Source organism: Ephemeroptericola cinctiostellae (assembly GCF_003339525.1).
In the GTDB taxonomy this organism is placed as follows: Bacteria; Pseudomonadota; Gammaproteobacteria; order Burkholderiales; family Burkholderiaceae; genus Hydromonas; species Hydromonas cinctiostellae.
The window spans coordinates 2,472,770-2,496,138 of sequence record NZ_CP031124.1 but is presented as its reverse complement, the minus strand read 5'-3'; the positions used below and the strand labels follow the sequence as shown (position 1 = coordinate 2,496,138).

21 protein-coding genes are annotated in these 23,369 nt (G+C 49.3%); 6 read left to right on the top strand and 15 right to left on the bottom strand.

The genetic code is table 11. The features are described from left to right. Positions 1 to 34 precede the first annotated feature (34 nt). The 12 genes from DTO96_RS11355 to DTO96_RS11300 form a co-directional block, all read right to left on the bottom strand. On the bottom strand, positions 35 to 364 hold the full coding sequence (locus DTO96_RS11355; protein WP_114563600.1) for a DHCW motif cupin fold protein: 330 nt from the start codon (positions 362 to 364) through the stop codon (positions 35 to 37). Positions 365 to 578: 214 nt separating this feature from the next. After that, positions 579 to 1,604 (bottom strand): L-threonine 3-dehydrogenase, encoded by a 1,026-nt coding sequence (gene tdh, locus DTO96_RS11350; protein ID WP_114563599.1) that lies wholly within the window; start codon positions 1,602 to 1,604, stop codon positions 579 to 581. A 153-nt stretch (positions 1,605 to 1,757) separates the two neighbouring features. Next, positions 1,758 to 2,675 carry an EamA family transporter gene (locus DTO96_RS11345; RefSeq protein WP_114563598.1) on the bottom strand — a complete coding sequence of 306 codons (918 nt, stop codon included), beginning with the start codon at positions 2,673 to 2,675 and terminating at the stop codon, positions 1,758 to 1,760. A gap of 22 nt (positions 2,676 to 2,697) precedes the next feature. After that, positions 2,698 to 3,186: a GNAT family N-acetyltransferase gene (locus tag DTO96_RS11340; RefSeq protein ID WP_114563597.1), complete on the bottom strand. Its 489-nt coding sequence runs from the start codon at positions 3,184 to 3,186 to the stop codon at positions 2,698 to 2,700. Positions 3,187 to 3,211: 25 nt separating this feature from the next. After that, complete coding sequence (locus tag DTO96_RS11335) at positions 3,212 to 4,417, bottom strand: glycine C-acetyltransferase (protein WP_114563596.1); 1,206 nt, start codon at positions 4,415 to 4,417, stop codon at positions 3,212 to 3,214. A gap of 199 nt (positions 4,418 to 4,616) precedes the next feature. Continuing rightward, on the bottom strand, positions 4,617 to 5,255 hold the full coding sequence (locus DTO96_RS11330; RefSeq protein WP_114563595.1) for a LysE family translocator: 639 nt from the start codon (positions 5,253 to 5,255) through the stop codon (positions 4,617 to 4,619). A 50-nt stretch (positions 5,256 to 5,305) separates the two neighbouring features. Next, positions 5,306 to 6,499, bottom strand: coding sequence for an MFS transporter (locus DTO96_RS11325; RefSeq protein ID WP_225972503.1), 1,194 nt, complete (start codon positions 6,497 to 6,499; stop codon positions 5,306 to 5,308). Next, a complete protein-coding gene (locus tag DTO96_RS11320) occupies positions 6,499 to 7,437 on the bottom strand; it encodes a DMT family transporter (protein ID WP_114563594.1) in 939 nt (312 codons plus the stop codon). The genes DTO96_RS11325 and DTO96_RS11320 overlap by 1 nt, the downstream gene beginning before the upstream one ends. Beyond that, on the bottom strand, positions 7,424 to 7,750 hold the full coding sequence (locus DTO96_RS11315; RefSeq protein ID WP_114563593.1) for a cupin domain-containing protein: 327 nt from the start codon (positions 7,748 to 7,750) through the stop codon (positions 7,424 to 7,426). The genes DTO96_RS11320 and DTO96_RS11315 overlap by 14 nt, the downstream gene beginning before the upstream one ends. Before the next feature lie 73 nt (positions 7,751 to 7,823). Next, the gene (locus DTO96_RS11310) at positions 7,824 to 8,552 is read right to left on the bottom strand and encodes an aspartate/glutamate racemase family protein (RefSeq protein ID WP_225972502.1); all 729 of its coding nucleotides are present in this window, start codon (positions 8,550 to 8,552) and stop codon (positions 7,824 to 7,826) included. Next, positions 8,549 to 9,184 (bottom strand): FMN-binding negative transcriptional regulator, encoded by a 636-nt coding sequence (locus tag DTO96_RS11305; protein ID WP_114563592.1) that lies wholly within the window; start codon positions 9,182 to 9,184, stop codon positions 8,549 to 8,551. Before DTO96_RS11305 ends, DTO96_RS11310 begins: the two co-directional genes overlap by 4 nt. Positions 9,185 to 9,250: 66 nt before the next feature. Next, positions 9,251 to 9,850 (bottom strand): DJ-1/PfpI family protein, encoded by a 600-nt coding sequence (locus DTO96_RS11300; RefSeq protein WP_114563591.1) that lies wholly within the window; start codon positions 9,848 to 9,850, stop codon positions 9,251 to 9,253. Between the two features lie 141 nt (positions 9,851 to 9,991). Between DTO96_RS11300 and DTO96_RS11295 the strand changes: the two genes are divergently transcribed. Both DTO96_RS11295 and DTO96_RS11290 read left to right on the top strand, forming a co-directional pair. Then, complete coding sequence (locus DTO96_RS11295) at positions 9,992 to 11,500, top strand: aminotransferase-like domain-containing protein (protein WP_114563590.1); 1,509 nt, start codon at positions 9,992 to 9,994, stop codon at positions 11,498 to 11,500. Between the two features lie 280 nt (positions 11,501 to 11,780). Beyond that, positions 11,781 to 12,869, top strand: coding sequence for a calcium-binding protein (locus tag DTO96_RS11290; RefSeq protein WP_114563589.1), 1,089 nt, complete (start codon positions 11,781 to 11,783; stop codon positions 12,867 to 12,869). Between the two features lie 235 nt (positions 12,870 to 13,104). Here DTO96_RS11290 and trhO read toward each other — a convergent pair whose 3' ends face one another. The 3 genes from trhO to DTO96_RS11275 form a co-directional block, all read right to left on the bottom strand. Further along, positions 13,105 to 14,088: an oxygen-dependent tRNA uridine(34) hydroxylase TrhO gene (gene trhO / locus DTO96_RS11285; RefSeq protein ID WP_114563588.1), complete on the bottom strand. Its 984-nt coding sequence runs from the start codon at positions 14,086 to 14,088 to the stop codon at positions 13,105 to 13,107. A 73-nt stretch (positions 14,089 to 14,161) separates the two neighbouring features. Beyond that, the gene (locus DTO96_RS11280; protein WP_114563587.1) at positions 14,162 to 15,265 is read right to left on the bottom strand and encodes an anhydro-N-acetylmuramic acid kinase; all 1,104 of its coding nucleotides are present in this window, start codon (positions 15,263 to 15,265) and stop codon (positions 14,162 to 14,164) included. After that, entirely contained in the window at positions 15,262 to 17,055 is a 1,794-nt protein-coding gene (locus DTO96_RS11275; RefSeq protein WP_192878990.1) for a M61 family metallopeptidase, read from the bottom strand. The genes DTO96_RS11280 and DTO96_RS11275 overlap by 4 nt, the downstream gene beginning before the upstream one ends. 74 nt (positions 17,056 to 17,129) lie before the next feature. Here DTO96_RS11275 and DTO96_RS11270 point away from each other — a divergent pair, with 74 nt between their 5' ends. From DTO96_RS11270 to ilvC, 4 genes are all read left to right on the top strand, one after another. Then, complete coding sequence (locus DTO96_RS11270) at positions 17,130 to 17,909, top strand: enoyl-CoA hydratase (RefSeq protein ID WP_114563585.1); 780 nt, start codon at positions 17,130 to 17,132, stop codon at positions 17,907 to 17,909. Positions 17,910 to 19,649: 1,740 nt separating this feature from the next. Further along, positions 19,650 to 21,395 carry an acetolactate synthase 3 catalytic subunit gene (locus DTO96_RS11255; RefSeq protein WP_114563582.1) on the top strand — a complete coding sequence of 582 codons (1,746 nt, stop codon included), beginning with the start codon at positions 19,650 to 19,652 and terminating at the stop codon, positions 21,393 to 21,395. Between the two features lies 1 nt (position 21,396). Then, entirely contained in the window at positions 21,397 to 21,888 is a 492-nt protein-coding gene (ilvN, locus tag DTO96_RS11250; RefSeq protein WP_114563581.1) for an acetolactate synthase small subunit, read from the top strand. 187 nt (positions 21,889 to 22,075) lie between these two features. Next, positions 22,076 to 23,092, top strand: a complete 1,017-nt coding sequence (gene ilvC / locus DTO96_RS11245; RefSeq protein ID WP_114563580.1) for a ketol-acid reductoisomerase — start codon at positions 22,076 to 22,078, stop codon at positions 23,090 to 23,092. Positions 23,093 to 23,369 lie beyond the last annotated feature (277 nt).

Here is a 23,369-nt window from a genome sequence, read left to right as displayed (position 1 = left end):
TGTTTTTTGAGTGTGCTATTGGCTGGTGATGGGGTCAATCAACAATGAACAAGGTCGCCCCAGAGGGTGTGGAGGAGCGGTGCGCCTCGGCATGATCTGCCACTTGATAACTCATGCCCGCTGTTAATGTAAACGTACGGCCATCGTCCAGCTCAGTGTGCAATTCACCGCTCAGACAGAGTAAAACATGCCCTTTGCTGCACCAGTGATCGGCCACATAACCCGCGCTGTACTCGACCATGCGCACACGAATCACGTCAAATTGCTGGGTGCGCCAATGTGCCACGCCTGTGTCGCCTGTGTGCTCTGTGACGGGAATCGTCGACCAGTCCGTTGTGCCGAAGGGGATGTTGTTTAAATTCATGGTTTGCTTTCTGTAAAATCACCTGTTGTCATGGGGTGATTTAGGTTCTTTTGCATCCATCCACCCATTCATTGTAATTGAGCGCGGCCATGCCATAAAAGTGGCTGATTGAATCTACGGTGAAGCTTCAATTTCAATGATGGAGGTGAGTGCAAGTGAGTGCAGGTCGGTGGAGTGTGGTAAAACACCCAACCCCACCGCAGGCGGTGCTGATTTATTGCCAATCCAAAATCACTTTACCGCTTTGCCCTGAATTCATTGCATTAAATCCCTGTTCGAAATCGTCGATTTTGAAGTGGTGGGTGATTAATGCACTGATGTCCAGCCCCGATTGAATCAAAGCCACCATTTTGTACCACGTTTCAAACATTTCACGACCGTATACGCCTTTGATCTCCAGCCCTTTGAAAATCACTTGATTCCAGTCAATGGCGGTATTCGATGGCGGAATGCCCAGTAACGCAATTTTGCCACCGTGGTTCATTTGTTCAAGCATTTGGCGGAAAGCGGAAGGGTTGCCTGACATTTCCAGTCCGACGTCAAAGCCCTCGTGCATGTTCAACTCGGCCATCACGGTTTTCAAATCTTGATTGAGCACATTGACAGCGCGCGTTGCACCCATTTGTCGTGCCAAATCAAGACGGTAATCGTTGACATCGGTGATGACGACGTGGCGTGCACCCACGTGTTTGGCAATCGCCACCGCCATGATGCCAATCGGCCCCGCGCCCGTAATCAGGACATCTTCGCCAATCAGGTTGAAGGACAAAGCCGTGTGCACCGCATTGCCAAAGGGGTCAAAAATGGCTGCCAAATCATCGGAGATTTCATCGGGAATCGGAAATGCATTAAAAGCAGGAATCACCAAATATTCGGCAAAAGCCCCTGCACGATTCACGCCCACGCCCACCGTATTGCGGCACAGGTGTCGTCGTCCCGCACGGCAATTGCGGCAATAGCCGCATGTGATATGGCCTTCTCCTGAAACCCGTTGACCGATGGTGAAACCTTGTACTTCTTGTCCCATTGACGCCACCGTGCCAATGTATTCATGGCCGACTTGCATGGGGACGGGAATGGTCTTTTGCGCCCACTCATCCCAATTCCAGATGTGCATGTCTGTGCCACAAATGGCGGTTTTGGTGATTTTGATGAGCAAGTCGTTGTGACCGACTTCGGGCATGGGTAAGTCGGTGAGGGTGAGGCCTGTGTCTCGGGTGAGTTTTGCGAGGGCTTTCATGGTATGTCCTTATTCATTGTGTAAACGTTGTCAATTTTTTATTTGGTTTTTTGGCCATTGGGTGAAGGGTGTAGGCCGATCAGGGTGTAAGGGTTTAATTTGTGGTGTTTCATTAAAATAAGGTAATGGTATTGATGGGGTGGGCCTTGATTTTTAAATTAAAAAAGAAATGCCCGCCACCATCAGTAATGCACCAATAATGCGGCTCATGGGTTGTTTCTCTTTCAGCAGCCAAGCCCCCAACAGCATGGCAAACAGCATCGAGACCTCGCGCAATGGGGCGACGAACGACACGGGTGCACGTTGTGCCGCGAGCAAAGCCAGCCAATACGCCAGCGGCGAAAGGAGGCCAACGACGACAATGCTGCGGCGATAAGGGGCTGCCCATGTGAGCGCGATGATGTGCCGCCATAAAGACAGCCCCTTCGGATGCCGCAAAGCCCACGGGCTGATCAACAGCGTGCGCACCAAAATGCCACTCCAATAGTAGGTCAAAGCAGGTAAAGCCAAGCGTTTGACCGCAAAACCATCCACCACGGTATACAAAGCGATCAAGCCACCAATGGCCACGCCGTAACGCAAACCGCTGAACAAACGTGCATCTTTTGTGGGTTGGCTCATGGCTTGTAGCAAGGAGCGCATCCCCGCCACCACAAAAATTCCTGTGATGATCAGCCCCAACCCCAGCCATTGACGCGCCTGAGGCCACTCGGACAGCAGCACAATGGCCAATAAACTGGCGAACAGTGCACCCGAGCCCCGAGCCAATGGATACACCACACCATAATCCGCATGACGATAGCCCTGTTGCAGTAAAACCGAGTACAGCTGATGCAATGTTGCGGACAGTGTGATCAAACACCACACCCATGGCGACCATGTGTGCGCATCATGCCACAGGCTGTGCACAGCCAAAGGGGCAAAAACAATTAAACTCACCACATTGCCTGCCCAAATGAACGCTGTCGGTGAAACGTCTTTGGTCGCTGCGCGTTTGGAGTAGACGTTCCAAGTGGCATGGCACAGCGCGCCAAGAAGAATCAATAACAAAGCATTCAGAGGTAAATTCATGGGCGGTTTTCTAAAAAAGTGCTCAATGGTTGATTAAAGCATGCAAATTCAACGACATGGGGATAAAAGCAATGCCTTTCATTTGAACCCGTGGTGCTGTTGCACAAAAGCCAAAATGTTCATACATCGATTGAGCGTAAGGTGTTGAATTGACTGTAAATACCCCTTGGTTGCCTTGTTGAGTGGCGGTTTGCTGCATGTGTTGCCACAGTTGTCTGGCAATGCCTTTTTTTTGAAAGGCGGGTGAAACAAACAGGTGATACAGGTGGGCGTTGTCCTTCATCGCCGCCGCACCCGCCAGCACACCATCCACATGAGCCACACAGTATAAAAAATGATCGGCCTCAATCAGTTTAAGGATCGCATCGGGTTGAAGGTTGTTTAAAAACACCTCCGCCCCATGCCCTTGTGGGTGAAGTGTAAAAAAATGGGCAACACTGAGGATGAGCGAGCTGATGGCAGCTGCATCCTTTGCTGTGGCGTGGCGAATGATGGTTTGAATGTTGGGCATAAAGCTGTTTTCTAAACGGGGTCGGTCAATGTTGAATCACCCCCAGTTTTTGTCCTATTTTAATGAACGCATCAACCGCCTTTTTCACATCCTCGTGTGTGTGCGCCGCCGACATCTGCGTGCGAATCCGTGCTCGGCCTTTGGGCACAACAGGGAAAGAAAAGCCAATCACATACACGCCTTCATTGAGCAGCTCGGCCGCCATGTCCGCGGCCAGTTTGGCATCGCCGAGCATGACGGGGATGATCGGGTGCTCACCTGGCAGAAGTTCGAAGCCCGCAGCGGTCATGGCGGTGCGAAATTGTTCCGCATTGCGTTTGAGTTGCGCGCGCAGGGCTGCGCCTTCGTCTGAACCTAAAATACCCAGCACTTTTAAGCTCGCTGCGGCAATCGCGGGCACCAGTGAATTTGAAAATAAATACGGGCGTGAACGTTGGCGCAACAGCTGCACAATCGGCGCTTTGGCTGAGACGTAGCCGCCTGATGCGCCACCAAGGGCTTTACCGAGCGTGCCCGTGTAAATGTCAACTTTGTCCGATACGCCGCAGTGTTCAGGCGTGCCTGCACCCGCTGCGCCGATGAAGCCCACGGCGTGTGAATCATCGACCATCAGCAGCGCACCGTATTGTGTGGTCAATGCCGCAATGCCTTGCAAATTGGCGATTGTGCCGTCCATCGAGAACACGCCGTCGGTGACGACCAATGTGAAGCGCGCGCCTGCGGCTTGAGCGGCCTTGAGCTGCACTTCTAAATCCGCCAAGTCATTGTTTTTATAACGATAACGTGCGGCTTTGCACAGACGGACACCATCGATGATCGAAGCGTGATTGAGCTCATCCGAAATCACGGCATCTTGCTCGCCCAATAGCGTTTCAAACACGCCGCCGTTGGCATCAAAGCAACTTGAGTACAAAATGGTCTCTTCTGTGCTTAAATGTTTTGAAATGGCTGCTTCAAGTTGCTTATGAATGGATTGTGTGCCGCAAATGAAGCGCACTGAAGCGCAGCCATAGCCGTAATCGTCCATTCCTTGTTTGGCTGCGGCAATCAAGCGGGCGTCGTCGGCCAAACCAAGGTAGTTGTTGGCGCAGAAATTAAGCACTTCCCGACCGTCTGCGAGGCGCACATGCGCGCTTTGTGGTGTGGCAATGACACGCTCAGGTTTTTCAAAACCATCGGCGCGGATGTGTTCGAGGGTTTCATTGATGTGTTGGATGTAGTTTGAGTTCATGGTGGTCTCTGATGGGGTTTTGGTGAATCAATGGTAATTTTTAGTTCAAATGGTGAAGATAGGATACGCTTTTTTTACGATGGTGAAAGGACGATGAATGGGCCTGTTGGATGGCGCAAGTCAATTGACATCGTTCTGTTAAATGATTCAAATGATTCAATGTCGCCACCAGACCTAGCCACCTTTCGTTAAAGTGAGGTTAGAGCCACACCGCAGCGGCACAGTACACCGTCATGGCCACAATGATCCAATTGATCCATTGTGCCAATTTGGGTTTATGCATGAGTTTTTGTAGCGTCACGCCCCCTTGCACCCATGTACCGCAACACACCAAGTTAATGGCGGTGAAAAACACGGTGGCAACCAAGGTGTTGACCAAAATAGACCCATCGTTGGGCAAATACGCTGCGGGCACGGTCAAGCCCATCACCCATGCTTTTGGATTGACATATTGAAACAATGCAGCTTGCATGAAAGTGAAAGGCTTGGCTGCGCCTTTGTTTTTTGAATCGGGTAATTCGCCATTCGTGGGCAAGGCACCATGTTTCCATAGTTTATAAGCAAGCCACAGCATGTATGCGCAGCCTGCAATTTTTAAAGCATCTTGTGCATGAGGAATTTGCCAAAACACCGCTGCCACACCCAAACAGCACAAGGCCAGCATAAAACCAAAACCCAGACTGACCCCCAGTAAGTGTGGCAAGCTGCGGTTGAAACCAAAGCGTGCGCCCGAATACAGCAACATCAAATTATTCGGTCCTGGCGTGATGGATGACACGAATGCGAAAATGAGCAAGGCTGATAAACTGGCCAAAGTGAAATGAAACCAAGCGGTCATGTGTGTTCTCTCGTTCTGTTTTTATAAAAAATGTGTGATGTGTCGGGTGATTAAGCGACCTGCTTTGATTCCAGCTTAAAACCACGATACAGCAAGACCATGGCGATTAATGTGGCTGGCATCATCAGCGCATTCAGCACAGCCCAACCCAAGGTGTTCTGCCAATAACCTGCACATAAACTGGCCAACGCAGAAAAAGAGAAGATCAGAAAATCATTGATGCCTTGTACCTTGGCTTTTTCAGCGGGGCGATAGGTTCGGGTCAATAATGTGGTTGCACCGATGAATGTGAAATTCCAGCCCACACCCAAGGCGATTAAGGCCGTTGTGAAATGCATGTAGCTGTGACCCATTTGGTTCACACCTTGGCACGCCAACAGCAACATGCAGCCGATCAAAATGATCGTGCGTTCGCCATAACGTGCGATCAGTTTGCCCGTGAAAAATGACGGCACAAACATGCCCAACACATGCCATTGAATGACATGCGCCGAGTGTGAGAACTCAAAGTTGGCGGTCATCATGGCCAACGGTGTGGCGGTCATGATCAATACCATGACCGCATAGCCAATGGTGCCCGAGACGATCGCAGCGCTTAACAAGGGCTGTTTAAACAGCTCCACATACGAGCGCACGTCACCTGTTTGCTCCGACACACTGGGGGTTTTAATCGGCAACAGCGCAACCACAACCAAAGTCAATGCATACAAACCCAATAAGATCAAAAAGGCAGTGAGGTACTGTTGTCCCGCTGCGTCATTTTTTGCCCAAATGGCCAAGTTGGGCCCCAAAATGGCCGCTAAAACCCCGCCTGCCATGACCAAACTGACCGCGTTGGCCTGTTGACCGGACCCTGCATTTTCGACGGCGGCAAAGCGGTACTGTTGCCCCACGCCAATCGCCATGCCCAGCAAAAAAGTACCCGCACAAAACCATGTGAATTGCATATGAAGCAAAGCCCAATAGGCAACGGCGGCGCCCAATACGCCCGTCAGATTGCCAATTAAAAATACTTTTTTACGGCCAACACGCCGCACCAAATGGGCCGCTGGTAAGGTCACCCCCATCAAGCCCAAAAACTGAAGTGCAACAGGTAGTGTGATCCATGCCGCATCTGGTGCCAACTGTTTACCGATCAAAGCAGATACGGAGACCAATAAAATATTGCCCGTGATGAGCAAGGCTTGCCCCAAAGACAGCCCCCAAACCACCCGTGGCATGGTGCGTTGCTGCTGTGTTGTCATTAAAGGCCTCCTGTTTTGAGCGAGGTTTTGGTGGGTTGGGTTTGTGTGGGCATTTTTTTACCGACATAAGCCACTGCCACAACGGCCAAAGCGAAGCCAATGGTCAGTCCATCCAGTGGTTCACCGAGCAATGGCACCGCAAATAATATGGATAAAAAAACTTGCAGCAATTGCACCTGCGACACCCGCACCGCGCCACCGAGATTCAATGCGTAGTACCACACCATCATGCCAAACCACATGGACACGGAGGACAAATAGAAAAAGCCCAGCCAAGCCGTCGTGCTCACTGACTCACTTGGAAAAGTCAGCGCACTGGCGGGTAGCGTCATGGGCAAAGACAACACCAGCATCCAACACAAGGCTTGTGGTGCGGGCATTTCCAAAGACAGTTTGGCACCAAAAGCATAACCTGCGGCACAAAAAAACACCGCGATAAAAATCAAAATATCACCCCAGTGCAAACTGAGTGAACCCGTGCGCACCAAAGAAAATGCAATCACCATCATCCCACCCAACACCGCACACAGCCAAAAAGCCCGTGATGGCTTTTGTCGAAATAAGAAGGCCGACATCACCGCCGTCAACAGCGGCAACAGGCCATTGAACACCGCCGCATGTGCCGACGAGACGTACAGCAACCCCAGTCCTTGAAAAATCGGAAAGCCAAACACATTGCCCGCTGACATGGCCATGAGGGTCAACCACTGCTTGCCTTTTGGCCAAGCGGCTTTGTGTGTGTACAGATAAGCGGCAGACAATATGCCCGCCACAGCGGCACGCCCAAAGGCAATGAACCATGGCGACAGGCCATTCACAAAATGCGCGCCTGTCATGGCGTTTGCACCCATGGCCAACTTGGTCATGGGCAAAGTCAAGGCAAATAAGGTGACGGCGAAAAAGCCGAGCCAAAGGCTTTTGGTTTCAGTGTGAGGCATTCTCACCCCCTTCTGGGCCGTAAAAAAGAACCCATGTCGAAAAATCGTCGCTGAACGTTTCAAAACGATGCTCAGTGCCCGCAGCCACAAACATAAAATCCCCTGCAACGAATGGGTGCTGTGTGCCACCGTTGTTGAACATGCCATGCCCAGAAATGACGATATAAGCCTCATCGCGGCTGTGTGGTTGCTGTAAATCCTCACCGACGGGTTTGTAAATCTCGACAGATAAACTGCCGTGCTCAAATAAGACTGCAAATGGTGCTCTGCTGAGTTTGAGGGTGTCGAGGGCGTTTTTAGTTTCAAGGTGCATGATGATGGGCTCTGTTCCGTGGGGTGTGGTTTGTCTCAAACCACCATTGTTTAAATCAAGGCGTGTCGTTGGACTAAATGACTTCAGGTGTATTGAGCATCAAAGCCACATCTGCCAATGCCCGCGCATGCAACGCCGCTGTGTCAAACATCGGCAAGCTAACATCCTCAGCACTCAACAATAGTGTGATTTCTGTGCAACCCAGTACCACCGCTTGTGCGCCTTGCGCAGCCAATGACGCGATGATGGTTTGGTACTGCTTGCGTGAAGTGTCGTTGACGACGCCTTGACACAATTCATTGAAAATCACGTGGTGCACCACATCACGTTCACTCGCATTGGGCACGAGCACATCCACGCCCGCTGTGCGATAGACTTGGGTCAAAAAATCCTGCTCCATGCTGTAACGCGTGCCGAGAAAGGCGATGCGTGTGATGCCCGCGTTGCGCAATTGGGCGATTGTGGGTGTGGCAATGTGCAGCACTGGCACGTTGACCGCTGCGGCGATGTGCGCATACACTTTGTGCATGGTGTTGGTGGCGATCGCAATGCAGTGTGCGCCTGCACCTTCAAGTGCTTGCGCACGCTGGCTCAAGTGATGTGCTATGTGCTCCCACGCTCCCATGCGAAGCCAAGCATCCATCTGTGCAAAATTAACGCTGTCCAAAACGATCGGAGCCGAATATAAGCCGCCGAGGGTGTTGCGCACATGTTGATTGATATCGCGATAATACAAAGCCGATGATTCCCAGCTCATGCCGCCCAGCAAGCCGATGGTGCGCAGTGGAATGATGTCGCTCATGTTTCATCCTTGAATCGTGCGTGCACGCAGGCCGCCATGGCCATGTCACCTTCTGCTTGCAGGTGACTGTGAACGGTGCGTTGATTGCCTGCGGGTTGGTTTTGGCTGACTTTCCATTTGCCAGTCAAACGGTTAATTTTCAGCTCAATGCCAACAATCACACGCATGTTTTGCGCCACATAATCTTCGGGCGCATCGCTCACTTGCCATGGATTGGTAAAGCGCGCCTCTTGGCTGTTGGTTAGGGCATTGATTTGCGCCCACACCCAAGCGGCATCGTCGTGCACGGTCAACGTGCCATACGCTTGCACCGTGACGTAGTTGTAGGTCGGTACAACTTTGTGGGTTTCTGCTTTGGTGGCATACCATGACGGTGAAATATAGGCCGTCGGTCCTTGGAAGACCGCCAAGGTGTCGATGTCTTTAGAGAAATGTTGCCACAATGGATTGGCGCGAGCGACGTGTCCTCGCAGCGCACCATGTTCAGAGCCATCATCGAACCAGATCAAAGGAATGAGATTGGCATTAAGGCCTTCTGTGTCAAGGGTGATCAATGTCGACAGTGGGTGTTCGGCGATGAGGTCGCGCAACGTCTGTGGGTCGGATTCATGAAAGTTTTGAACGTGGTACATGGCGCCTCCTTGATGTTTTTTATGTGTTTGTTGTGTTTTTTGTTTGTGTGTCTTTTAAAAGACGCCTTATACATAAGGCAAAATATTTGACATGGCGCGCGCCACGTAGTCGTCTTTTTCGCCCACAGGCGCAAGGTAATGCAGTACATCACGCGCCGCTTGTTCACCCTCTAAGCGCAATCGCACCCATGCACCCAAGTACGCTGAGGCGAAGCAGCCGCCTGCGGTGGCCACATGGCCTTGTGCAAAAAAAGCTTGATTGAGCACATCAATGCCCGCTTCGATGACCCAAGGTTTGGTGATGGTGTCGGTGCAGGCAGGGATGTTGTTGAGCAACCCCAGTTTCGCTAAAATCAATGCGCCTGAGCACTGTGCGCCAATGAGTTGGCGTGTGGGATCAAGTGTTTTGAGCTGCGCCATGATGGCTGGATCTTGAATGATGTCACGGGTTTTCATGCCACTGCCAATGATGACGGCATCAGCCGTGCAGGCCTCGGCCAAATCAACATGCGCATGAATCGTCACGCCGTTCATCGAAATGACGGTGGGCGTGGGGGCTGCGATGCTGATGCGCCAGCCCTCAGGTCGACTGCGGTTGAGCACGCCCAGAGCGATCAGCGAATCGAGTTCATTGTAGCCGTCAAAGGTGAGGATGGCGATGTGCATGGTGGTGTCCAGTGGGCGCTTGGGTGAGTCGTTTTGTGAAAAAGTGTATGCTGCTTTTTGTATGATGTGGACTGTACTTTACTCCAAATATACAGTACAGTACCGATACAATCATTCGAACAATTTAAGAACTGTACTGAAATGAACAACGATACAATTTACAACGAAATCGCCAGCACACAAGAGGTGTCTCTTGGTGTGCACGGTGGCACCAATCCGATGGGCAAAGGACTGGATGCCCGCTTGAATAAAGTGGACCAAGTGGTGGCATGGATGGGTGAGCGCATTGACATGCGTTTTTATGCCCCAGGCGCACGCGTACCATCGGTGCGTCAGCTGGCAGAGCGTTTGGATGTCAGCCGTTTCACGATCGTCCATGCGTATGACAAACTGGTTGCTGCGGGTGTTTTGGCTTCGCGCGCAGGTTCTGGTTTCTATGTGGCTTCATCGGTGGGTGAGAAAATAATTGCTGCGCCCAAAGCGGATGCCTTGAATGAGCAGGCCAATGTCAATGCGTTGGACACAACTTGGCTGATGCGCCACATCTTTTCCGATGTTGCTGAAGATCGGTCGCCAGGCAGTGGTTTGTTGCCTAAATCATGGTTGGAGAATGAGCGAGTGGGTGTGGCGGCACGTGCGGTGGTGCGCTTATGCGATGAGCACATTTATGATTACGGCAATGTGCAAGGATATGCGCCTTTGCGTGAACAGATGGTGGTGCAATTACACAAAATTGGCATGGCGGCACGACCTGAGCACATGGTGACCACGCAAGGGGTTTCTGCCGCGATTGATTTGGTCGCTCGTTATTTTTTACGACCTGGTGATGCGGTGTTGGTTGATGACCCCAGTTGGTTTTGGTTGTACGGCAGTTTGCGTGCTCAAGGTTTGCGTGTCATTGGCGTGCCACGTGATCCAGATGGCCCTGACATTGAAGTCATGACGCGCATCATGCAGCATGACAAGCCAAAGCTTTATGTCACCAACAGCGTCCTGCACAATCCGACGTCATGGGGGGTGACGCCTGCGCGGGCTTATCAAGTGCTGCGTTTGATGGATGAGCACGACGCTTATGTTCTAGAGGATGACATTTACGGTGATTTTCATGCGGGTGCCGCCAAAGGTGCACCTGCATTGCGCTATGCCGCATTGGATCAATTCAAACGGGTGTTTTATATCGCAGGTTTTGCAAAGAGCTTGGCGGCCGATTTACGCGTCGCGGTGCTGTGTTGTCCAGCCGAGCACATTCAAGGCATCACGGGACGAAAGATGTTGTGCAATATGGTCAGCCCTGAGTTGAATGAGCGGATTGTTCATCGATTGCTTGCGGATGGTCAGCATCGACGTCACCTTGAACGTTTGCGTCAACGCATTGCCAATGCACATGCCCGTTTGCGTGAAAATTTACCAAAAATTGGTTTGGTGTATCCGCCATTGACGCAAGATGGTTTGTTCATTTGGCTGGATACTGGGGTGGACACCAATGCCCTTGCGATTGCGGCCATGAATGATGGTTGGTTGATTGCACCCGGGGGGTTATTTTCACCCAATCAAGGCGTTTCAACGTTCATGCGTTTGAATGTGGCGCGGACTTCGAGTGAATTTTTGGCGTGGTTAAAGATCTATTTATCTGAAATTGAACCAAAGTAGTTAATTATATCTTTTGATTTTTCAGTGAGCCCTTTTTGAGGGCTCATTTTTTTTGTGGGTTGTTATTGATTCTGGTCTTAATTTATTGTTTTGTATGTATTTTATTGTTTTTTTAGCAGGCGCATTCGATGGTTTTGTGCAGAAGGTTTGATTTTTATTTTCTTGATTTTATATATAAATATAAATACTTCTTTTTCGTGATTTTTTTGTGATATAGTAAAATCACATCCAGTGTCGTGCTTTTAATGGGTGTGAATATTTGACTTTTCAGGAGGTTATCATGGCAACAGGACTTGTGTTGATTGGTACATCCCTCTATGACACATTGAGCGGTTTGGCTGGCGACGACACCATATTTGGTTTTGAGGGCAATGATTATTTATCGGGTGGTTCTGGCGATGATGTGATTTGGGGCGGCGACGGCAATGATTCTTTGATTGGGGGTGTGGGTTTAGACGTGTTGTATGGCGGTGCAGGTGACGATTCTCTGAATGGAGGCCTAGGCAATGACTTTCTTTACGGTGATGAGGGTCGAGATTCACTGTATGGTGGTGCTGGTGATGATCTGTTGGATGGTGGCGATGACATCGACTACCTTAGTGCAGGTGCTGGCAATGACACCTTGATGGGGGGGCTAGGGGCGGATTCATTGTATGGTGGTGATGGTGATGATGTCATGGATGGTGGCGATGGGGCTGATTACTTAAGGGCAGGTTTGGGCAATGATGTGGTGTATGGTGGATTGGGAAATGACACCATATATGGCAATGAAGGAGACAACTTTATTGATGGTGGTGAGGGCAATGATGTGCTCCATGCAGGGATTGGCTTTAGCGAAACCGTGATGGGCGGGGATGGAAATGACACAATATACAGTGAAAGTGGCACTGGATATAATGGTTATGGCATTGTGATGGTTGATGGTGGACAAGGCAATGATCGTTTGATTGGCTCCAGTGTTGAGCGTGATGTGTTTTTATTTAATGGTGATTTTGGTCTCGATACGATTGTAGGGGCTGCAAATAATCCTGTGGGCTCTGTCAATGATTACCTTGGTTTTGATGTTGATTATACTCAGCTGTGGTTTGCTAAAAGTGGCAATGCTTTGAAGATCTCCGTCATTGGTACAAGCAATCAAGTGTCTGTTGCAAATTGGTATGTTGGAACGGGTGGGCAGGCTGATGTTGGGGTGAGTTCAATAACGGGTTCTTCGTTTTTAGGTGCGGCCAATGTGGATGCTTTGGTGGTTGCGATGTCGTCACTGAGTCCGCCACCTATGGGGCAGACAACATTAACCCAAGCTTATATGGATGTGTTGGGTGTGACTTTAAACAGTTTGTGGGGGGCACCAGGAGGAGGGGCTTCTTAACGATTTCAGTTGTTCAGTTAATCAGGTTAATTGAAAAAAGTTATTAAGTTGTTGTTTTGCGTTTTTTGGAATAAAGGTTTGTGGGGGCTGAGCAAATGTGAGCCTCAGATAAAAAAAACCGAACACCATACATCGGATAAAGCCATGCGTTTTACCATCAAAAGAGCCGCTTGTGTTGACATCAAGCGGCTCTTTTGGATTTAACGGTTTTTTAAATGCACATTTTAATTTGTGTTTATAACGCTTTGGCTCGATCGGCTGCCCGCTGGGCTTTTTTTGCATCATGCCGTTCCGCTGCAATCTTTTTCACATCACCGCCAATGTGTGATTCGCCACGTTCAGCTGCGAGGCGGACTTGTTTGCCGCGTTCGAGGAGGCGGGCTTTTTTATCTTCGTCGAGTGAGTCAAAGCAATGTGGACAACTGACTTGGTACTGGAATTTGGGGCTGTTTTTGTCGGCTTCTGTGATGGGGTAGCGGCAGGCATGGCATTGGTCGTATTGCCCTTTTTCAAGTTGGTGGTTGACCGCGACGCGTTCATCGAATACAAAACATTCGCCTTCCCATAAGCTGTCGGCTTCTGGCACTTCTTCGAGGTATTTGAGGATGCCGCCTTGCAGGTGGTAGACCTCGTCAAAACCTTGCTCTTTCAAATAAGCCGTTGATTTTTCGCAGCGGATACCGCCCGTGCAAAACATGGCGACTTTTTTGTGTTTGCTTGGGTCAAGGTGTTCTTTCACATAGGCTGGAAATTCACGGAATGATTCAGTGTGCGGGTTTAGGGCGCGTTTGAATGTGCCGATTTCAAATTCATAGTCGTTGCGGGTGTCAACCACAACCACATCTGGATCGGCAATCAGGGCATTCCAGTCTTTGGGTTGTACGTAGGTGCCAACGACGCGACGCGGGTCAATGCCTTCAATGCCCATGGTGACGATTTCTTTTTTCAGTTTCACTTTGCTGCGGTTGAAAGGCATGTCATCGTGGTATGAAAATTTGCAGACGATGTGGTCCAGCCCTGATTGTTCGTTGAGCCATGTACGCAACTCGTCGATTGCTGTTTGTGTGCCTGCGACGGTGCCATTGATGCCTTCTTTGGCGAGTAACAGCGTGCCGCGAATGTGATGGGTTTCCATGACGTCGAGCAGGGGTTGGCGCAGGTCTTCAAATTGAGGTAAATCAACAAACTTATACAAGGCGCAGACGACGATTTGAGACATGGGTGTTCCTAATGCATTAAAAATAAAGGGAAATTATACTGTTTTTTTGGATAAATAGCGAGACTGGCGGTGCTTAGGCTGGGGTGATGTGCCCCAAAATTCGCTCTCCGCGCGCGCCTGTGACGGCGGGCAAGTTGCCGCTCAAATGGTTCATGGTGCGATACGCCAGCCAAGCAAAGGCCGCGCCCTCCAAGTGCATCGGATCAATGCCCAAAGTGCCGCTGTTGGTGACTGGGCAGTGGCAAAGCATTTGCAGTTCAAGCATCAACGCACGGTTCAATGCACCGCCGCCAGCGACAACGATGTCATGACACTCAGGACTGGCTTTGTGGATGTCTTGCGCGATGCTGTGCGCCGTCAACGCGAGCAGGGTGGCTTGCACATCAATCGCACTCACTTTCGGATGGTGGGTGCACTGGTCATTTAACCAATTCCAGTTGAAATAATCTCGCCCTGTGCTTTTGGGGGCGGGTTGCTGAAAATAAGGATCGGCCAACATGCGGGTGAGCAATGGCGCATCGATTTGCCCCTGTGCAGCCCAAGCCCCATTGGCATCATAAGTAAGTCCTTGGTGATGGGCGACCCATAAATCCATCAATACATTGCCAGGGCCGGTGTCAAAACCGAATGTCGCTTGATGCACATTGAGCACGCTGATGTTGGCAAAGCCGCCAATATTAACCACTACTCGATTTTTGTCGGTCAGTCGCCACAACGCATCGTGAAAAGCAGGCACCAGCGGCGCTCCGTGACCGCCAGCAGCCAAATCGCGAGCACGAAAATCGGACACCACGGTTAAACCCGTTTGCTCCGCGATGCGTGCCGGCTGATTCAGTTGTACGGTGTAACTCAGCTCAGGGCGGTGACGAATGGTCTGACCATGCACGCCAACGGCTTTAACCTCAGCAGGCGTGAGTTCTAGATCGGCCATCAATGCGTTGATCGTTTGGCTGTACAGATCCGCCAGTTGATTGGCGACGAGCTGGGCAGTATGAATTTCATCTGCCTGTGCGCTTTGTAAATGCAAGCACGACGCGCGTAAGCTTTCATTAAAAGGGGTGGAAAATGCACCAATGACTTCAAAATGGCCATCAGCGACTTCAAGTGCGACAACATCTGCACCGTCAAGGCTGGTACCCGACATCACGCCGAGGTAAATGTGAGGTTGATTGTTCATGCTGTTTTATTGAATACCTGTGTGTGACCTTCGCTCAAACTTAGTGCGTACACGCCGTGCGGCGCGGGTGAGTTGATGAGGGTGGTGTCGTGCAACACGTCGTCGCGCAGAAAATGCGCCGTGACTTGTGCACCGATATTGATTCGGGCAAGAACATCATCGGGCGCGGCGTTGAGGCGAATGCGATCAAATGTCAGCAACACATCATCGGGCGCGAGGCCTGCATTTTGTGCCGCACTGTTGTTGAGGACACGCTGGATTTGCCAACCGCCATCGACTTTTTTTGAAGTCGCACCGAGCTGTGCGACACTGTTTTTCGGTTCGGACAGGGTCACGCCGAGCTTGCCAAGGGCTTCGCGTAAAGGCAAAGCATCAGTGCTGTGCAGTGCTTGATTGAAAAAATCACGTGAATCCGTGCCTGCAAAATGTGACACCGAGGCCACGATGTCTGCTTCTGTTACGCCGCGTGCCAAGCCCTGTGGGTACAGCGCATAAAAATCACGGCCAAACCATGTCCACAGATCGCGCATCACATCGTCGAGTGAAAAACGTCCCGCGCTGTGTTCGCGGATGAACAGATCCATCGCCAAAGCAATCAACGCCCCTTTGCTGTAGTAGCTCACCACCGCATTGGGCGTGTTGGGCGACACTTGATAGTATTTTGTCCAAGCGTACCAGCCGCTCTCATGCGCCGTTTGCACGTTGACGCCATCGTGCTGCACCACCGCGTTGTAGCAGTTTTCAAGTTTTTTCAGGTACTGCGTTTCATCCAAAAGCCCCGTGCGGTACATGATTAAATCATCGTAATAACTGGTCACGCCCTCAAAAAACCACAACAGTGACGTATCGATGACTTGCGAAAAATCGTAGTACACAAAAGTTGCAGGCTTGATGCGTTTGACATTCCAAGTATGAAAATACTCATGGCTGCATAAACCAAGAAACACAATGTACGCATCGCTGCGCGGCTGTTCTGATTGTGCCAGCATCGGCAGATCGGCACGCTCGCACAATAAGGCCGTGCTGTCGCGATGCTCCAAGCCACCGTAGCCGCTTGCCCGCACATCGACCATAAATAAATACCGTTTGAACGGTGCGCGTGCAGGCTGGTCGGGCTCAAACAAAGCCAATTGCGCCTCGCAAATGCGTTGTACATCGGCGGACAAACGCGGCACATCCAAATAAGGTAGATGCCCTGCCAAAGCAACCTCATGCAATACACCATGCGCGTGAAAACTCAACCACGTCAGCTCACCAAAACGAATCGGGTGATCCGCCAATTCATCGTAATTGGCGGCGACAAAATCACCAAAATCATGAGAAAAACAACCGTCCACACGCGGTAACGTGGTCGCCACCTGCCAGTTTGTATTGCCTTCAGGCGCATTCAATGTCAGATGATGCGCCACCATGTTCAAGCCCTGAACTTGCAAGCACAAAGATGTGGCATTGAAAAAACCACCGTCGCCATCCAAAAAAGCCGTGCGCACCGACGTGTCATGCGCAAACACCTCATACACCACCGTCAACGCCCCCGCACAAGGTGCCGACTGCCAAGAGTATTGACTCAATGGTGTGAGCGCAACTGCTTCTCCGTGTTCATCGCTTGCACCAATGCGTACAATGTGTCGTGCGAAATCGCGAATCATATAGCTGCCTGCGATCCAATTGGGCAATTGCAAAATCAATCCCGTTGTTTCTGATGCAGGGTTTAAAGGGATGTGTAAGCGCACTTGAAAAATATGGCGCAGGGGGACTGGAGTGACTGAGTAATGAAGGTTCGTTGGCATGAGCATCGATCTATTTAAAAAATGTCATTTACGCGTAAAATGCAAGGGTTACACTTTTTAATTTGAAAGGGAAAATGATGGAAAATTTAACCACGATTGTACTGGAAACTTTTGGTGCGGTGGCGCGCATCACCTTAAATCGCCCTCAACAGCTCAATGCACTGAACGATGTGTTGATGGATGAGCTGGGCGCCACATTAACATCGTTGGATGCCGACCCCGCAATTGCCGCCATCATCATCACCGGCTCAGAAAAAGCCTTTGCCGCAGGTGCTGACATCAAAGTCATGGCAACCTTGGATTTTGAAACCGCCTACACGCAAAATTTCATCACACGCAACTGGGACACGATTCGCACCATTCGCAAACCCATCATTGCAGCGGTTGCAGGCTTTGCACTCGGCGGTGGCTGCGAACTGGCATTGGCATGCGACACCATCGTCGCAGCGGACAACGCGCAATTCGGTCAACCTGAAATCAAACTTGGCATCATCCCAGGTGCAGGCGGCACGCAGCGTTTGACCCGAGCGATCGGTAAAGCCAAGGCGATGGACATGATCCTCACGGGTCGCATGATGGGCGCAGCTGAAGCCGAGCAATCAGGCTTGGTGGCGCGGGTCGTGCCGTTCGCTGAATTGAACGACACCGCGATGAGAATGGCGAACACGATTGCAAGCTACGGTCGTTTGTCGGCCTTGATGGCGAAAGAAGCGGTGAACGTGGCAGAAGAGCAATCGCTGTCGGATGGTTTGTTGTTTGAGCGCCGTGGTTTCCACAGTTTGTTTGCCACCAGCGACCAAAAAGAAGGCATGGCGGCGTTCATTGAAAAGCGTAAAGCAAACTTCAAAGCCTAACAAAGCCTAATCTAGGGATTGTTCACGCTAATCAAGGCAACTCATTGATTTAATCAAAGGCGAAGCATTTGTTTCACCTTTGCTAATCAAATATTTAAGGCGTGCTCTGCACCCCACTGGATTCCCGCTAACCTCATGCGGGAATGACGACACGGGTCATTTGAAATGAATGGATGAGGCTGAAAATTGTTTTTAAAGGTCGTCATCATTGGGTGGGATGAGGGGTGACGTATTTGACAGAAATAGTTTATGCCCTTAGAGTGATGTTGTGAGTTGAATATGCGTGACACTTTTCCTGTGTCAATAGGCATAATAAACCACAAAGAGCTTAAATTGGCTTGTTTTTTCTTTTAAAACAGTCAGTTATGGTTTTTATTAATCAGGATATGCGGCGAAATGAAAACAGAATAACAGTGTTTTTTGACGTATGACCTACGTTAGGCAAATCACTTAATGGAGCTCGCATGAAAGCAAAAACAAAATTATTCTTATGGTCTTTTTCTCAGCTGATGTTCACTGTGTTTGTACTTTTTTTCTTACTGTTGGTTTAGGCAAAACATTAGCAGATCTGATCGTGTACATGAACGATACAAAAACTCAGAAAAGCGTGGGTGAGTGGGTTGTTTTTGCTATTGGAGCGTTACTTGCCACAACGATCTGGTGCTTTCTTTGGCTTTGGTTTAAAAAAGCCGAGAAACAGTGCATCGAGTGCTGGACAAATAAATGCCTATGACCAACAACTCCATCAACTGAACCGTCAAAAAGCTACACTTTTTGCCATTCAATTATGCCCAATGTTAGGTCCCCATTTAGATGAGTCCATTGTATGAAATAAAGCTGCTAATTGAAAGCTCTCAATTTTTGTCAGCCTACAACGCTCTAGCCTCCGAGCTAAGTCAAGCCCCATCATCAAAAGAGCTTCTTAATGTTTCTCACTTGCTTTCGAGGAAAATTCGCTCAAAGTGCATGGATCTGGCATGCAACAAGGCTACTGACGGTTCGCGAGAAGCAATGGAGTTAGAGTCCCTTCTTCAAAAAGTTATTAAGCTCAACGGAGAGGGCATTTATGGTTAAAGCAGGTTCACGATCGTGCCTATCAAATCGGTGGGCAAATCAATCTGCCATCTGACGCCTAACTGGCTCTACGTTAGATTTCATAAACCCGCAATGAGCCACTCCAATTTTCATGGATATCCGAAAAATGTTATCCCGCAGGGTTTCAATGATGGATTTTGAGAGCTACAAACAAGGGGCTGTCCACGTGATCGAAGGTAACTTATTGATTCAAATGTAAAATGCAAAGTTTTTTTACCTTCGTCAAAAAAACTCATATTTCTCAATATCATCAATTGACTACAGAGCCAGTGTTAATACGCCCTAATAAAAAAGTGGTGTGAAAGCGTGTGTTAAGCAATACGAGCGAGTACAAATTACAACATCGTGCATAAAAACTTGACCTTATCTGATTTAATCGGTAAGGTTGAGGTTTGTGATTTTTGACATCGGGCGCTATCCGCATCCTTTGCTCTAAAAATTAATTCTTGTTTGTGAGTCGGCAACACAATTGCTGCATTCACATCCAATCAATCTCAAAAATCCTTGGCCATTTGGATGACGTGATGGGTTTGTTGTGGGGGTGTTTTTGATGTGCATTGTTACAGGGTGCATCAAGGCAACAAACAGCAAAATAGCGTGCATCTGCGGACAAGGCTGGAATTTGACCTTGAAAGGACTATTCTTATGTCAAATGAAATGACAGGCTCGGAAATTCTCGTTAAGAGTTTGGAAGCTGAAGGTGTTAAACACATTTTTGGTTATCCCGGTGGTTCCGTACTTTATATTTACGATGCGATTTACCAACAAAATGCGATTGAGCACATTCTTGTGCGTCATGAGCAGGCGGCTGTCCATGCGGCGGATGCATACGCGCGCACCAGTCACGAGGTGGGTGTGGCTTTGGTCACCAGCGGCCCCGGTTTGACCAATGCGGTCACAGGCATTGCGACAGCGTATTACGATTCAATCCCGATGGTGATTATTTCTGGCCAAGTGCCCACAGGCATGATTGGTCAAGATGCGTTTCAAGAGTCGGATGCGGTTGGCATCACGCGCCCATGTGTGAAACACAATTTCCTCGTTAAAGATGTGCGCCAACTGGCGACAACGATTAAAAAGGCATTTCATATTGCCCGCACAGGCCGTCCAGGCCCGGTGTTGATTGACATCCCAAAAGATGTATCCAATATGAAATGCAAGTTTGACTATCCCGAAACCGTTGAAATGCGCTCGTATAACCCAGTGACCAAAGGTCATTCGGGTCAAATTCGCAAAGCATTGCAATACTTGATTAACGCAGAGCGCCCGATCATTTATACGGGCGGTGGTGTGATTTTGGCGAATGCAGCCCCAGAGCTGAATGCGTTTGTGAACACTTTGGGTTATCCATGTGTGAACACCTTGATGGGCTTGGGTGGTTGCCGTGCGGATAATCCGAACTACCTCGGCATGCCTGGCATGCATGGCATGTACGAAGCCAATATGGCGATGCAAAATTCCGATGTGATCATTGCGATTGGTGCGCGTTTTGACGATCGCGTGATCGGCAATCCGAAACACTTTGGTTCGGTACACCGTAAGATCATTCACATTGATATTGATCCATCATCCATTTCTAAACGCGTGCGTGCCGATGTACCCATTGTGGGCGATGTCAAAGAAGTTTTGACCGACATGTTGGCACAGCTGGCTGAAATCAAAGAACGCGCCGATGCGACTAAAATCGCCAAGTGGTGGGCGCAGATTAACGAGTGGAAATCAATTGATTGTTTGGCTTACGATCGCGAAAGCGAATTGGTCAAGCCGCAATACGTGATTGAAACCTTGCATCGCTTGACGCATGGTGACGCATTCATCACTTCAGACGTGGGTCAGCATCAAATGTGGGCTGCTCAGTTTTACAAATTCAATGATCCGCGCAAGTGGGTGAACTCGGGTGGCTTGGGCACAATGGGTGTGGGTATTCCGTACGCCATGGGTGTGAAAAAGCTGTACCCAGACGCAGAAGTTTGCTGCATCACAGGCGAAGGCTCGGTGCAAATGTGCATCCAAGAGCTGTCTACGTGTAAACAGTATGATTTGCCAATTAAAGTTTTGAGTCTGAACAACCGTTACCTCGGTATGGTGCGTCAGTGGCAAGAATTGGATTACGAAAAACGTTATTCACATTCTTATATGGATGCCTTGCCTGACTTCGTTAAACTCGCAGAGGCTTTTGGGCATGTGGGTATGCGGATTGAGAAAAAGTCAGATGTTGAAGGTGCAATTCGTGAAGCTTTGGCTTTGAAAGATCGTTTGGTGTTCATGGATTTCCAAACCGATCAAACGGAAAATGTATACCCAATGGTGCAGGCTGGCAAAGGTTTGTCCGAAATGTTGTTGCGCCCCGCACACCCAACGCTTGAAGAAGCCATGAAGATAGGAGAGTAATATGCGACGCATTATTTCAGTATTGCTCGAAAATGAACCGGGCGCATTGTCGCGCGTGGTCGGCTTGTTTTCAGCACGTGGTTACAACATTGAAGCCTTGTCTGTTGCACCGACCGAAGACGTGTCTTTGTCGCGCATGACCATTGTCACATCGGGCTCGGATGATGTGTTGGAGCAAATCACCAAGCAATTGAATCGCTTGATTGAAGTGGTGAAAGTCAATGACTTGACCGATGGTGCACACATTGAACGCGAGTTGATGATGGTTAAAGTGCGTGCGGTGGGCAAAGACCGTGAAGAAATTAAACGTGTGGCGGATATTTTCCGTGGTCAGATCGTTGATGTGACCGAAAAATCGTACACGATCGAGTTAACGGGTGATTCTGCTAAGTTGAGCGCATTCATTCAATCGATTGATCGTGCGTTGATTTTGGAAACTGTGCGCACAGGTGCTTCGGGCATTGGGCGTGGTGAACGGATGATGCGCATTTAAACAGCAAAAAGTAAACATACTTTTTGTTGGGTTTAAGCTGGTTTAAGCTGGGTTTAAGTGAGGCGTTTTTTACGGGCAAAGCCTGTAAAAAATTAAGTCAAAAGCAGAAAACCCAAACACAGCGCTCGTTTTTTGTTAAGTTGGATTGATTTTTTTATAAAAACCCATCATGGGAAAAGGAAGAAAAATGAAAGTTTTTTACGATAAAGATTGTGATTTGTCTTTGATCAAAGGTAAAGCAGTGACCATCATCGGTTACGGCTCACAAGGTCACGCACACGCGTTGAACATGTCTGAAAGTGGTTGCAACATCACTGTGGGCTTGCGTAAAGGCGGCGCCTCTTGGAATAAAGTTGTTAACGCAGGCTTGAACGTTAAAGAAGTGGCTGAAGCGGTTAAAGGCGCGGACGTTGTCATGATGTTGTTGCCAGACGAACAAATCGCTGACGTGTACAACACTGAAGTGGCACCGAACATCAAAGATGGCGCAACATTGGCCTTCGCCCATGGTTTCAACATCATTTACAACCAAGTCGTACCACGCGCTGACTTGGACGTGATCATGGTTGCGCCAAAAGCACCTGGTCACACAGTGCGCGGTACTTACGCACAAGGTGGCGGTGTTCCTCATTTGGTCGCGATTTATCAAGACAAATCAGGCTCAGCCCGTGATGTGGCTTTGTCATACGCTTGCGCCAATGGCGGCGGTCGTGCGGGCATCATCGAAACCACTTTCCGCGAAGAAACAGAAACTGACTTGTTCGGCGAACAAGCGGTGTTGTGCGGTGGTGCAGTTGAGCTCGTGAAAATGGGCTTTGAAACATTGACTGAAGCGGGTTACGCGCCTGAAATGGCTTACTTCGAATGCTTGCACGAATTGAAACTCATCGTTGACTTGATCTATGAAGGTGGCATCGGCAACATGAACTACTCGATTTCAAATAACGCTGAATACGGTGAATACGTGACAGGTCCACGCGTGATCAACGAAGAATCTCGTAAAGCCATGCGTCAATGTTTGAAAGACATCCAAACTGGTGAATACGCGAAGAGCTTCATCCTCGAAAACAAAGCCGGTGCACCGACTTTGGTGTCACGTCGTCATTTGACAGCACAACACCCGATCGAACAAGTTGGTGAACAATTGCGTTCAATGATGCCTTGGATCAAAGCCAATAAACTGGTTGATCAAACTAAAAACTAATCAAATCCTTGATGATGTTTTAAGTTCGATGTTTTAAGTCGTCAACGAATCGGTTGATTGATGCCTTAAAAGCAGGTACGCTATACAAAGCGTACCTGCTTTTTTGTTGCCCATTGTTTTGTATCGTGTTGTATCGTTAATATCAAAGTAAAACCCTATCTTGTGATGATTTGAATTTAGAAATGCTCAACGGATAACCTGCGCAAGACCCATGGGCCTCAAAAAAATGCAAAACAACACCGCTGGTTTTTTGTGGACTTCACTATACAATTTGCGA